This is a genomic window from Mesorhizobium sp. M0060 (assembly GCF_040323155.1).
Lineage (GTDB): Bacteria > Pseudomonadota > Alphaproteobacteria > Rhizobiales > Rhizobiaceae > Mesorhizobium.
Genome location: NZ_JAMYUP010000030.1, coordinates 23,898 through 36,328, shown reverse-complemented (window position 1 = coordinate 36,328; position 12,431 = coordinate 23,898). Strand labels below are relative to the sequence as shown.

Genomic DNA, 12,431 nt, shown 5'->3' with positions numbered 1-12,431 from the left:
TTTAACTACGCCCAACCATACGAGCCGCACCGGAGCAGCGCAGCAACCATTCCGGTCGCGCCGATGGTCCGACCGCTGGTCAGCGGTCTGCGCTTCAGCGCCGCGAAATCCGCTCGCCTACTTAGCAAGATGTGCCGGAGGGCTGGGCCTCAAGACGAAAATCGGGCTGGTATTGGGATCGACGATCGACGCGACATGGGGTTCACTGTGCCGACTTATCCCGATGATCCGACACTTGACTTGGTCCGGCGAGCGCTAGGAAGCCGGTCGCAGGCTAGCTGCTGCCGAGCAATAATCTTACTACACTTCTGCAGGCCTTGGCGTGGATCGTCTCGCCGAAGCCGGAAGACTTAACCGCCTGATGCTTGCAACCCCTTATGTCAACGCAGTCTACCTCATTCAAACAGACGAGGACAGTAGGCAATCCTGCCTCTACCGTCGGTGGTCCTTCTGTCAAACTCGTGCGGGAGCAGTTGTAGGTTGTGCGGAAATTGAAGCAACATGCAAACACTGTTGCAGTTCATACACTCGCATCCCGTAGGGGGGGCATTCTCGAAGGACGCTTGGGGTAACAACGATTTTCTCGGTGTTACCGCAAGAATTTACAAACCCCATTCGGTGATATGCCGCCAGGATGACAACAACGGTGGGATATTCATCGTAAAATCGGGTTGGGCCCTCCTTTACCGCGGACTGCTGGACGGAGAACGGCAGATCATCGACACTCCTCTGCGGGGGGACATTGTCGGTTTCCGTTCCGTGGACGGACCCCGTTTAGCGTCCCTGGCGTCCATAACCGAACTAGCTGTTTACGAAATTTCCAGCAAGAAACTGGTAGAGGCCATCTTGTCGGAAGGCCGCCTCGGCAAGACTATCGCCTGCTCCCTGGCCCGCCTGAACGCCATCCTTGCCGAACATCTCATGAATGCCGGGCGGCGGAACGCGATGAGCCGCACCGCCCATTTCCTGCTCGAGCTGGAGGAGAGGCTCTCGATCGTTGGCCTGTCGGCCCATGGAAGATATGAGTGTCCCCTTACCCAGCATGAATTGGCCGACATTCTCGGAATGACCACCGTTCACCTCAATCGGACGTTGAGGGAACTCCGCAAGGCCGATCTCGTCGCTTTCAAGGCAGGCCATGTAGAGGTGATCAACCGCAAGAAGCTGGTCAAAACAGCCGGATTCGATAGCGAGTACCTCCGGTAAAGGTTATTCCCTCTAGCTCGGGTTCAACCGTCTCTAGCGGGTCGTTCGCGACGCCCCCTGCGGCGCGGTGCTGGGCGCCAGCGCATAGGCCATCAGCAAAATTTCTGCTGGAAGACGACAGTGCGCCGTCGCTGGAGCAAGTTCCAGACGATGTTTTCCGGGCTGGTAGTGCGCGGCTTACCTGGCGGGGCCGCGGTCCACTTTGACGAGGGCAGCCGCAAAGGCCCGATTATTATGACCGACGGCAACCATGGCCTATCACATGAGGAGAACGTGCTGCCGAAACACGTGCAAGCTGTTCCATACACTACGGCAGATACAGCCGGTGTTCTCGGACCTAAAGCGCTGGGCCACGGATGCCACGACCTGCGCCCTGGTCATGCCAATATCCACCTTCAGGAATTCTCGTCTACAATCGCGAGGAACTACCGATCCTCTTTCGAATGGCTGCTGGGGTTGGGGTTGGCTAAGCGGTCCATTCCTGAGAATGGCAGCATCGCCAACCCGGTTGGTCAACCTCGTAGAGGTATCCCACTCCTTGGCATTCCTTAAGCGCTCGGGACTCGTTTCAACGGTTGGCACATGGCCAAAAGAGATTGAATCTCGCCGGACCCGCGCGTCACGATCGAACTCGCGGGAGCTTCAAGGCGGGTGACGCGGTCTCAACACGTGCCCTCTCAGGCCACCTTCGACGCGAAATTTTCTAAAAATTAACTTATGTTAGAGAACGCTTATAAATAGACGATAGGCTGCACAAGCTGTTCTCGGCTAGGGGCGAAGAACTGCTGAACACTCCCGAGCTGGGTGAGCCTCACGCTTTCACAAGGCTGGGTATTCATACACAAGCGCATTCAAACACAGGGCTGCGTATTCAAACTTTCAGATTGCGAGAGAATGAGGGGAGTTTTGGTAGCCGCAACGCGGCTTGTGTGCGAAACGACTGGGGATTGACATGGGTTCCACGGCAGGACGGCATAACTACACTTCGGCCAATCGGTCAGGAGTCCTGTCCAGCGGAACGGAAAGTGTCCATAGCCAAGGAGGCAGGGGATGCCTCCTCATCCTGGACGGAAGGGCCCTAGACCGCGAGTGTCTCGCATCGGCCCTCGCGGACCACGAATTCGGCATGGAGATCGCCGCCATGGGTTCGATCGATGAATGGCGCGTGAAGAAGGGCTCGGCCCCCCCCCTTGCAGCCATACTCTTCAACCTTGGCGGCCGGAAGGTCACCGATCATGGCATCGCAGACGAGATTAGGCATATTTCGTCCGAATTCAAATCAGTCCCTGTGGTTATCCTGGCCGACACCGAAGATCTTGCACACATACTGACCGCTCTCGAATGCGGCGCACGCGGCTACATTCCGACCTCGGTCGAAATCGATGTCTGTGTCGAGGCTATCAACCTTGCGGCAGCGGGAGGCATCTTCGTCCCTGCGAGCAGTGTCCTTGGCATGCGCCACCTGATAGGTTCGGACAGCCCCGACAAGCAGCCTTTGAAAGGCATGTTCACGCTCAGGCAGGCCGAGGTCGCCCAAGCGCTCCGGCGCGGAAAGGCGAACAAGATCATCGCCTACGAACTGAACCTGCGCGAAAGCACCGTGAAGGTCCACATCCGAAATATCATGAAGAAGCTGAAGGCGACCAACCGCACGGAAGTCGCCTACAAAGTCAACGATCTCTTGGCGGAAGGAACTCTTGCTGAAACGTATCCCAAGCAATAAGACAGCCAGCTCGGGGTGAATCCCGGCGGGCCGTCTTAGGCCAGGATCCGGACTCATAACTAGCATCAGGCGGCGGCGAAGGGCGAAGCTTCCCAGGCCATGCCTTAGGTTTTTTCCCATTATCGTGACGATCTTGTGTTAACTTCAAAGCGGTTGCACTGGACCTGCCGAAGAATGCCGAGGATCAGCCTAGACCATCGGTTGGCGACACGTGCCGATATGCCGGCGCTGGCTGTGCTGATGAATGCAGCCATCGGCGAGCTTCAGAAGCCGTTCCTCACAGAAGAGCAGATCGCTTCGAGCCGAGCAATCATGGGGCTCGATACGCAACTCGTTGATGATGGAACATATTTCATTGCGGAGCAGAATGGCGTCCTGGCCGGTTGCGGCGGATGGAGTCGGCGCGCAACCCTCTACGGCGGCGACCGTTCACCCGGGCGCGATGCAGCGCTGCTTGACCCGACGAAAGACGCTGCGCGCGTGCGTGCCATGTATACGCATCCCAGCTTCATCCGCCGAGGCGTGGGGCGTCTAATCCTCACGCTGTGCGAGGACGCGGCCCGCGGCGAGGGCTTCACAAGTGTCGAGCTTATGGCAACGAGGGCCGGCGAACCGCTGTATCGGGCCTGCGGCTTTGTGGCGGTTGAAGAAGTCGTCGACAACAGAGGCGGAGCGGGCGTGCCACTGTTGCGGATGAGGAAGGCGTTGTGAATGATCGGCGGGCTCGCACTCATAGCCAGTAGCTGACGGTAGCTGCGAGGCAGACGGCGGCAAGGAAGTTCGTCGCCGACCGATCGTACCGAGTGGCGATGCGGCGGAAATCCTTGAGGCGCCTGAACATGCGCTCGATGGCGTTGCGCTCGCGGTAGAGGAACGGTGAGAAGCAGTTTTTCCCGCGCCGGTTAGCCTTCGGCGGGATGTTCTGTAGGATCGACACTTGGGCATCTGCTCCAGGAGCAAATCCGCGGCGGTGCAATCGGCCTGGCCGCCGGTCAGAAGGAAAGCGATTGGACGGCATTGGCGATAGGTCAGGGCATGGATCTTCGTGGTTCGCCTACCGCGCGACCGGCCGATCGCCTGATTTTGCTCCCCCTTTTGCCGCCTGAAGCGCAGCGATGCGCCTTCACGGCGGAGGAGTCGATGAGCACCTGTGCCGGCGGTCCGCCAGCCGAGGCCAGGACATGGAAGATGTCGACCCAAACGCCCTTGGCGGCCCATCGGACGAAGCGGTTATAGAGCGTCTTGCGCGGGCCGTAGGTCTCCGGCGCATCGACCCAACGACCCCCGGACTTCAGGACATGCCAATGCCGCTGATGACCCGGCGATCATCAACCCGCGGCTCGCCGCGCGTATCGGTCGGCAGAAGCGCCACGAGCCGCGCGAACTGCTCCTCCGTCAGCCAGAAATGATCGCGATTCATCGTTGGTCTCCCTTTGGAGACCGTGAATCACGAAACCGCTGCCAACGGGCATCCCCCTTATGGGTCCGGACGCTAGTGAAAGTCGGCGGATCTCCGTTGCAGTGAATGGCATCCGGGAACCGCCCGAGATACAGCGGCCCCCGCCCCGGTCTGGTTCGTTGCCCCGAGCTTCCTGATAGTATGCTGTAGGGGGATTTTGGCGGGGTGCTCCGAAGCGCCCGGCTTCGTCGCGATGATCTTGTTGTGCAGTCCTCTGGAAAGGGAAATGCGCGACTTCGGCCAGCTCGGAAGCTGACCGCGATTCGGGTTAACTTCCTGCCGCAGAATCCGCCGATCCATCTGCAGTGTCAGGGAAAGTGTGTCTGGCCACCCATCTTATGGCGTCTTCGATCGTATCGAAATTCTTGTGCTGCCCGCTAAGCAGCCCGAAGCCTGTCTCGAGGAACCATTTGCCCTTCGTGGAGTAGGCTTCCTCGTCGATCTGAGTAAGGACCGCGACCAGTTGGTCCGATTTCCACACCAGAACCCCGGATTCTCCGCCCTCGACCGTTCCGATCCGGGCTTTCGTGAACGAAAATCCAGGAGCAATTTTGGTCTTGCCCACTTGGATGAATCCCTCAACTTCAAAATGGATAGTAAAAAAGGCGGTCACATCGGATGAGTGTTCTTGAGAAGGTGGTACTCCTTTTGTGCTTCAAGTAGCTCTTGCGGATGGGGAGAAGGCTGAGTTGCCGTCTTTTCCGTCCCTGACGGGCCATTGCCAGGAGCGGAAGTGAGCATACCATGGTTCATCGCCCAAACTGCAGCCTGGGTACGGTTGCCGACCCGAATCTTTCGAAGGATGGCCTTCACGTGCACCTTCACCGTCGCTTCGGCGATGTTAATCTTGCGCGCGATTGCTTTGTTAGACTCCCCTCCGATCAAGCAACGTATAATACAATCTTCCCGACTTGACAACATTGACGGTTCTCGATCAGCGTTCTCCATTGTGACAGCCACATTTGTAAACTCATGTACCGCATCATAATTCAGACCACGTCTTATGTCCTGAATAAACGTCGAAGTTTCTGCAGGTAGAACCGTCTGACCTAGCATAACCAATTCGAGAGCTTTGATGAAGGTGTCGTGAGCGGCAACTTTTGTCAAATACGCGTCAGCCCCCGCACGGAGGGCTGAAACTATATCGTGCGGTCGACAGTGATCGGCTAGCGCAACGACATGGCTGGTCGGATAAATCGCTTTAAACTCTGCAATTTGTGCGAATCCAGCATCCGCATCACGACCGTCGACATCCATGATGAGCAAGATGGACCGGTGCTTGGGTAGCGGCTTCTGCAGAAGGTCGTGAACACAAGCCGCAGAGAAAAGAATGCGAAACTTTGCTGCATCCAGAATTAGAACAAGACCCTCTCGGAGTAACTCTCTTGGGCTAACAAGCACTGCTATAAAAGATTTTGTGGTCATCAAGGATTTCGTTGTCATCGTAGCCTCCCCTGACGCATTTGAGGTACGCGCGTCTCGCACGGCGCTCCACGCATAGTTTCTTTTTTGACCAGTTACCTTACGCTAGGAAAACCCTATACAAGAACACCCTCTTTAGGCGTAGGGTAGCATCGTCGAGGGCTACCCCGGTTTCTCAAGCCTGAGGCCTTGGTGAGGGGTGCGAGCCCTGGCTTTCAGCTGCTCCGGGCGGCAGCCAGCACCATAGTGGCGCCGGATGCGCGGGCCGCGAGGGTTGCCGGGCCTTGATCTCCCGTCGGCCGTAGCCGCTGCCGCCGGTCTGGCGCGGGACGGCGCGGCGTCAGGCGGGAGAACCACGGGCCCAGGGGCCGCGCCGCGGCCCATTTTGGGATGACGGCACAGGCCAAGGAGAAGGCGATCTTGACGCGGCGCGCGCTGATCCTGACCAGCGCCCGAGCCTCAGCAGCTTGAGGAGCAACGTGCCACAGCTGGCAGTGGCGACTGAGTGTGGACCAACGCGATGCGGCGCAGCGCCCACAACAGCACGGAAGCACGGATGCCTTCCGGGCATCGAAATGGGCGATGGTCTGCCGAGCCGCTCCTTGCGTTGCACCTGCGGTGAGCAATAGAGGAGTTGCCTGGCGCGGCCCCTGGGGCGGCCCATATCGGGGCAGCACTGCCGGGGAAGTCCTTTGGCAGGGGCCGGAATTCGATCCTGGTGAGATCCGGCGAGAGAAATGAGTGAGGCGGGCCAGTTCTGCTATTGCTACCTCGGTAGGATTGCCAAGGTTGACGGCCTCGTCGAGGTCGCCTCTTCATTCATCAGGCGAGTCAAGCCGTCGATCAGGTCATCGACGTAGCAGAATGATCGGAGCCGGAGATCGTGATCGACTCGTTTCTCCAGGGCCTGGACGACGAAGTTGGAGACGGCCAGCCATTCTGCGAATGCATATTGGGGCCGCAGGGGGTTCGAGACGCTGCGTCGGACCACTATTTCCGGCTCTTCGTTGCGCTCGATCGCCTTTGTCCCGTTTGCTATCAAAGAGGTTCTCCTTCAGCGCAGCAATCTGCTCATTGGACGAGTTCGCCGGAGGGGGTGTCTATCCAGAAGGAGTGCCTACAAAGGGATAGTTGTGCCGCTAGCGGTGAAGGGTCACGATAAGGCAGAGCCTTCCTCGTTTCGACCGATGCTCGCCACTTCGGGACGGGCTGGCCACCATTGAAAGTGAAAGCCACGCGCCATGGCCATGGATGCAAAATACAATTCCGAGCCCGTCACTCCCTTATCACAGGCGGCCCGCCGCAGGGGAATGAAGGCGGTCCTGCTTGTCTTGGGGGTCTTCGGGGTCGCCGTCCTGGGAGCGGGAGCGGTTAGAAACTGGGAGCCCATCGAGGTTGTTTCCAGAGCCGTAATGGAGAAGGTCGAGGATGCCTCCGCGGCCATGATGCAGAAGGTCGAGGATGCCTCCGGAGCCGTAATGGAGAAGGTCGAAGATGCCTCCGCAGCCGTGCTGCAGAAGGTCGAAGATGCCTCCGCAGCCGTGGTGCAGAAGGTCAAGGACGCCTCCGCAGCCGTGGTGCAGAAGGTCAAGGACGCCTCCGGAACCGTGGTGCCGAGGGTCCAGGATGTCTCCGAAGCCGTGGTGCAGAGGGTCGAGGATGTCTCCGAAGCCGTGGTGCAGAGGGTCGAGGATGTCTCCGGAGCCGTGGTGCAGAAGGTGTCTGCTGCTATCGATAGCTGGCAAGAGCAGCCGGGCCACGCCACGGCCGAACCCTCCCGTGCGATCGTGTCGGGACCGGATGCGTCGGCCGCGACGTTCGTCGAACGGAGCGCCGTCCCTGCGGTCCCCACCAGTGCCGAGCCCCCCCAAACCCTCACCACGGGACCGGATGCATCGGCCGCGGCGTCGGTCGAGCGGAGCGTCGTCCCTGCCGTCCCCACCAGTGCCGAGCGCCCCAAATCCCTCAGCAAGGCGCCAGGCATGCCAACCGGAGCCCTGTTTGGCGTCGGCGACCGCCTCAAGGTCGCATTCTACGAGCGCGTCGACGTCGAGGAAGACAAGTGGGGGGGCGCGTCCTCGGCCTTGCGCGGCATCCTGCAGCGTCCGGAACTGAGCGGCGAATATATTGTCCAAGAGGACGGCACGATTTCCGTGCCCTTGCTTGGCTCCATTCCGGTCGCCAACCGGTCGACGCAACAGGTACAGGCCGACCTGGTGGAAACCTTCAATCAACTGCTGGGCCGCGAGGGACTGGTCAACATCCTGCCGCTGGAGCGCCCGCCCATTTACGTGCTGGGGCCGGTCAAGAATCCAGGCTCGTTCAAGTACGCGGCCGGCATGACGATCCTGCACGCGATCGCGCTGGCCGGCGGACTCGACCGGGCCGAGAGCGAGCCGTGGCAGAAGATCGAAGCCGTGCGTGAGACCCAGAAGCGGAGCGGGGCGATCGATGCCATGTTGAAGTTGCTCGCGCGCACGGCGGTGCTGAAGGCCGAACGCGACGGTACGGCACCCATTATCCCGCGCCAGTTGCTGGAACTGGCCGGCGCGACCGAAGCTGCCAACCTCGTCAACGAGCAGAGCGAGCGGCGCAAGGCCGTCGCCACGGCCCGCAAGGATCGCGAGCGCGCGAACCTGCGTGCGCTCGAGGCGGCTAAGCAGGATGTTGTCGCTTATGGGCGCATGAAGTCGCTCGACGAACTCGTCAAGCTGCGCCAGGAGCGCGTCAACAGCATGCGCACGCTCGTGGACCGCAAAGTTCTCAGCATGACGGTGATGGATCAGATCCAGAGTGAGTTGTCCGACGCGGAACAGCGTCGGCAGGACGCCCTTAACCAGTACGCAAGCGCCAAGCAGCGCCTCGCTTCGCTGGAGTCTGACGTGTTGCGGACCCGGGCCGACCTCAGGAACGATCTGGAGATTGAGATCGAGACCACGGAGAGCCAGATCGCGGCCAATGTGCGCGAGTTGAACGCCAGCGAAGGCGTCCTGTACACGTTGCCGATGACCCCCGTCCAGTTTGCTAAGGACGCGAACAGCGCAACCTATCAAATCGTGCGGCAATCGGCAGCCGGGCCGGTCAGCATCGAGTCCGTCGGGATGACCCTGTTGCGGCCAGGCGACCTCGTCAACATCATCGTGGGCGAAAGCGAGCCAAGAGAGCCGGCCGGTTCGCCGGTCCCGACCTCGTCGCCGACCGGCGAGAGCTGGCCGGCCGCGTCGAACCCCAACGATGTCGAGCCTTCCCGCGTGGTGAGGGAGTAGGATCGGTCCGAATTGATGCCCGGCAAGGAGATTGGTCTGCATGGCTGGCCTGCGTAGATGAACTCGTCGGGACGAAGTGGGAAGCGAAACGACCACTCGCCGTCGCCGACAGCCTGAACCGCTTTATGAACGAGCATGTCCGCCTCCGCTCAGGAGTTCGGATCACTGACAAAGGTGCAGTGAGATGACATCGAACGCGATACAGGTGCCCATCAAGCGGGATTGGTCAAAGATTTCGGAATTTTGTCACGACGCGCGCACGCCCGAGCGGATATTTGCGCACTATCAAATCGAGAAAGCTCTGGCTGCTCAGCTGCTGAATTCAGATCAAGACGCTCGGCTCAGCCTCTATGCTGAAGTGTACGGCAAGCTTTTCACTTCCCTCGAAGATCATCCCCAAAATAGGAATGAATACAGAGACGATCGTATAGTCGATCTTCAGACCGCCCTTCTAAGAACGCTTATCCAGAAAGGCGCGCGCTTCGGCGAATTGGGGGCTGGCGATTGTAAGCTTAGCCTCAGCATGTGCAATCATTGCTCATCAGTAAACGCAATCGACGTAACTGACGCGTTACTGCCGCCTGGAGAGAAGCCCGCCAATTTTCAATTCGTCAAGATCGATGGTATTCATCTACCTTTCGCCGATGATAGTCTCGATTTTATGTTCAGCGATCAGTTGATGGAGCACCTCCACCCCGATGACGCAGTAAGGCAGCTTTCTGAGGTATATCGTGTTCTTTCACCCGGCGGTGCTTACTATTGCATCACTCCAAACGCCGTCACGGGTCCTCACGACATTTCGGTATACTTTGACAACGTTGCATGTGGATTCCACCTGAAGGAATATAGCTATCGTGAGCTGTCACGCGCGTTTACGGGGATTGGCCTTCGAAAGCAGGCTGTGCTGTTCGGCCATGGGGCCGTTAATGTGCTCGTTCCTGCCAAAATTGGGATCATGCTCGAAATGGTCATGCAACGAGTTTGGCGGGGGCGATCGAGACCCACTTCGAATTCGGTTCTTCGGCACCTGATGGGGATTCGCCTGCTCGGCTATAAATGAGAGCGCGAGCCGCCGCGGTTCGAGACAATGCCTGGGAACTCCGTTCGGTGGTCGGGGCCGCTCTAAAGGGGGCCGTGTGAAGCGCTCGCTCGTACTGCTCCAGCAGGCACAGACTAGCTCTCCGTGAGTAGTCACGAATAGGGTCTTCACTTTTGGCGCCTCCCGACATGAAGTCTTCTCCAAACAGGAAAACCCCGAGTGCTCCATGGACGAACAGCAGCGCGCAGCGAGGATACTCCTGGCATTCCCGCCGCAATGCGCAAAGTATCAGGAAGATGGTTGTATATCAGGACCTCTTGATGTCTCAGCCGTCGATGTGGAACCCTATCGCGTGGCTTCAGTAGAACAAGCCATGCGCCAGGATACGGTCATCGACGTTACCGTGGAGGCGTTGCCGGACATCGCGAGACTCGAGACCGCTTGGAGGGAGCTCGAAGCGCGAGCAACTCACTCATTCTATCTGTCCTGGCTCTGGATCGGAACTTGGCTGCGGCATCTGCCGGGGGGCGCGCAACCACATGTTCTAGTCGCTCGGACGTCAAGCAGGATCGTTGGGTTGGCGATTATTTGCCGGCGGAGGGCGTGGAGTTTCGGGCGGCATGCGCGGGCGCGTTGGCTGCTCAATGAAACCGGAGATGTTCGATTCGATCGATTGTTCATCGAGTACAACGATATTCTTGCGGAGCGATCCCTGGCCGATGCCACTCGAGTGGCATGCGTCGATGCCTTGGCGCATCACTTGCGCCGCTCTGACCAACTGGTGCTCTCCGGAATTGATCCGGACTTCGAGTCGGCCGCTTGTCGCACCGCGGGCCGGGCCGGGCTCCTGACCGAGGTGAAAGCAGAAGATACGGCACGGTGGATCGATTTCGCCAAAGTCCGCCAGAAAGGCGCAAATTACCGCGCCACATTGGGCCGCAATACTCGCCAAGCGGTAAGCCGTGCCATGCGGTTATATGCGGAACGCGGCCCCATTGCGTTCCGGACTGTCGAAGTGACATCGGAGGCGCTCGCCGCGTTTGATTTGCTCGCCGAGCTTCATCAGGCGCGATGGGGACGCAGGGGAGCCTTTGCCAACCCGAGCTTCCGTCGATTTCACGAGGAGCTCATTACGCGCGGCGTTCCCACGGGGACCGTCCGCATCTCACGGACGTTGGCCGGGGACCAGACAGTTGGGGTCCTGTACAATTTCGTGTATGACGGCCGTGTTCTCAACTATCAAAGCGGCTTTCTTTATGAGCGCGATGGCCGGCTCAAGCCTGGGCTTATCAGCCATGTGCTGGCTATTGAGGACAGCATCGGACGCGGGGAGTGCGGCTACGATTTTCTGGCAGGCTTCGCCGGGCACAAGTCCCACCTGGCTAATGCGGAGCATCCCATGAAGTGGATCGCAATAGGCAGAGACAGTCCAGAGCGCCGCATCGAGGCACAGCTGCGCGGTGCCAAGCGGGTGCTAGGGACCATTGCTGCTCACATGAAGCAGGCCGCGGCTTGAAGCGTCGACCGAAAAAACGGAGCCGCCACTTTATATCAAGTATTGGGGGCAGGTTCTTGGACAATCGATCGGCGGGTTCGGCCCTTCGGCAGGCGAGGACCAAGGGGAGGTTGGATTTGTCTGCGTTATGCGATGTGACCGTCGTCGGTGCTGGCCACTTTGGACTATCGGTAGTGCCGGATAAGTACAGCGCGTATTCCGTTCAATTCGGGATCAGAGCACCAGTTCGCGCGGCGGGCTCTCTAATCTATGTTTCAGCGTGGCGGAATTGGTAGACGCACCGCACCGTTAATGCGACGCCGAAAGGCTTGTAGGTTCGACTCCTACCGCTGGAGCCATAGATTACAAGTAGCCGCGTAGCCACCATATTAAGTCGTTGAATAAGGGCCTTTCGGCCCCCTTCTGCCCTGCAGGAGTACCCTTGGTCCACCTGATCCGCCGCCGGCAGGGCGAGGTTCACCGCAGCGGCCGCGGCGCTCGTGATGCAGCAGCTGGAGCTGCGCCGCAGCGAGATCGCCCGCGGGACGATGATGGGCTTTGCCGGCGCCACGGAGCTTGCGATCCTCACCATCGACGTCCACGGCGTCATCCGGTTCGCCAACCATGCGGCCGGCGCGCTGTTTGGCTGGGACCTTGCGGAGATGATCGGGCACCGATCGACATGATCGTCCCCCGGGCGGCTGCGCAACGCCCACAATGCGGGACTGGCGCGCGTCGCCCGCGGCGGCCGAATCCAAGCTCGTCGGAAAGACGGTCGAGATCGCCGCCCGCCTCGCCCGCCTCTCTCCGCGTGCCCGCCG

Annotated in this window: 9 protein-coding genes, 1 tRNA gene and 1 pseudogene; 8 read left to right on the top strand and 3 right to left on the bottom strand. The window is 59.6% G+C overall.

Annotated elements, in window-relative coordinates:
* The first annotated feature begins 501 nt into the window (after nucleotides 1–501).
* The 3 genes from NKJ94_RS24125 (at nucleotide 502) to NKJ94_RS24115 (ending at nucleotide 3,640) form a co-directional block, all read left to right on the top strand.
* Nucleotides 502–1,206, top strand: coding sequence for a Crp/Fnr family transcriptional regulator (locus NKJ94_RS24125; RefSeq protein ID WP_352528510.1), 705 nt, complete (start codon nucleotides 502–504; stop codon nucleotides 1,204–1,206).
* A 952-nt stretch (nucleotides 1,207–2,158) separates the two neighbouring features.
* Nucleotides 2,159–2,929 carry a response regulator transcription factor gene (locus tag NKJ94_RS24120; protein WP_352528508.1) on the top strand — a complete coding sequence of 257 codons (771 nt, stop codon included), beginning with the start codon at nucleotides 2,159–2,161 and terminating at the stop codon, nucleotides 2,927–2,929.
* A 201-nt stretch (nucleotides 2,930–3,130) separates the two neighbouring features.
* Entirely contained in the window at nucleotides 3,131–3,640 is a 510-nt protein-coding gene (locus tag NKJ94_RS24115) for a GNAT family N-acetyltransferase (RefSeq protein ID WP_352528506.1), read from the top strand.
* Between the two features lie 19 nt (nucleotides 3,641–3,659).
* On the opposite strand, the pseudogene NKJ94_RS24110 reads toward NKJ94_RS24115, so the two are convergent.
* The 3 genes and pseudogenes from NKJ94_RS24110 to NKJ94_RS24100 all read right to left on the bottom strand — a co-directional run bounded on the left by NKJ94_RS24110 (nucleotide 3,660) and on the right by NKJ94_RS24100 (nucleotide 5,831).
* A pseudogene (locus NKJ94_RS24110) lies at nucleotides 3,660–4,349 on the bottom strand (IS5 family transposase).
* Nucleotides 4,350–4,656: 307 nt separating this feature from the next.
* Nucleotides 4,657–4,953, bottom strand: a complete 297-nt coding sequence (locus NKJ94_RS24105) for a hypothetical protein (protein WP_352528504.1) — start codon at nucleotides 4,951–4,953, stop codon at nucleotides 4,657–4,659.
* 44 nt (nucleotides 4,954–4,997) lie between these two features.
* Entirely contained in the window at nucleotides 4,998–5,831 is an 834-nt protein-coding gene (locus NKJ94_RS24100) for a LuxR C-terminal-related transcriptional regulator (protein ID WP_352528502.1), read from the bottom strand.
* 1,391 nt (nucleotides 5,832–7,222) lie between these two features.
* Here NKJ94_RS24100 and NKJ94_RS24095 point away from each other — a divergent pair.
* The 5 genes from NKJ94_RS24095 (at nucleotide 7,223) to NKJ94_RS24075 (ending at nucleotide 12,296) form a co-directional block, all read left to right on the top strand.
* The gene (locus tag NKJ94_RS24095; RefSeq protein WP_352528500.1) at nucleotides 7,223–9,076 is read left to right on the top strand and encodes a polysaccharide biosynthesis/export family protein; all 1,854 of its coding nucleotides are present in this window, start codon (nucleotides 7,223–7,225) and stop codon (nucleotides 9,074–9,076) included.
* A 184-nt stretch (nucleotides 9,077–9,260) separates the two neighbouring features.
* The gene (locus NKJ94_RS24090; protein WP_352528498.1) at nucleotides 9,261–10,136 is read left to right on the top strand and encodes a class I SAM-dependent methyltransferase; all 876 of its coding nucleotides are present in this window, start codon (nucleotides 9,261–9,263) and stop codon (nucleotides 10,134–10,136) included.
* A 205-nt stretch (nucleotides 10,137–10,341) separates the two neighbouring features.
* Nucleotides 10,342–11,631, top strand: a complete 1,290-nt coding sequence (locus NKJ94_RS24085; RefSeq protein ID WP_352528496.1) for a GNAT family N-acetyltransferase — start codon at nucleotides 10,342–10,344, stop codon at nucleotides 11,629–11,631.
* 253 nt (nucleotides 11,632–11,884) lie between these two features.
* Nucleotides 11,885–11,969, top strand: a tRNA-Asn gene (locus tag NKJ94_RS24080).
* Between the two features lie 144 nt (nucleotides 11,970–12,113).
* Nucleotides 12,114–12,296: a PAS domain-containing protein gene (locus NKJ94_RS24075; protein WP_352528494.1), complete on the top strand. Its 183-nt coding sequence runs from the start codon at nucleotides 12,114–12,116 to the stop codon at nucleotides 12,294–12,296.
* Nucleotides 12,297–12,431 lie beyond the last annotated feature (135 nt).

Excerpts from the sequence above, each read along its gene's own strand:
- NKJ94_RS24125 (WP_352528510.1), top strand. The coding sequence starts at position 502 with ATGCAAACACTGTTGCAGTTCATACACTCGCATCCCGTAGGGGGGGCA.
- NKJ94_RS24120 (WP_352528508.1), top strand. The coding sequence starts at position 2,159 with ATGGGTTCCACGGCAGGACGGCATAACTACACTTCGGCCAATCGGTCA.
- NKJ94_RS24100 (WP_352528502.1), bottom strand. The coding sequence starts at position 5,831 with ATGACAACGAAATCCTTGATGACCACAAAATCTTTTATAGCAGTGCTT.
- NKJ94_RS24095 (WP_352528500.1), top strand. The coding sequence starts at position 7,223 with ATGGAGAAGGTCGAGGATGCCTCCGCGGCCATGATGCAGAAGGTCGAG.
- NKJ94_RS24090 (WP_352528498.1), top strand. The coding sequence starts at position 9,261 with ATGACATCGAACGCGATACAGGTGCCCATCAAGCGGGATTGGTCAAAG.
- NKJ94_RS24085 (WP_352528496.1), top strand. The coding sequence starts at position 10,342 with ATGGACGAACAGCAGCGCGCAGCGAGGATACTCCTGGCATTCCCGCCG.
- NKJ94_RS24075 (WP_352528494.1), top strand. The coding sequence starts at position 12,114 with ATGCAGCAGCTGGAGCTGCGCCGCAGCGAGATCGCCCGCGGGACGATG.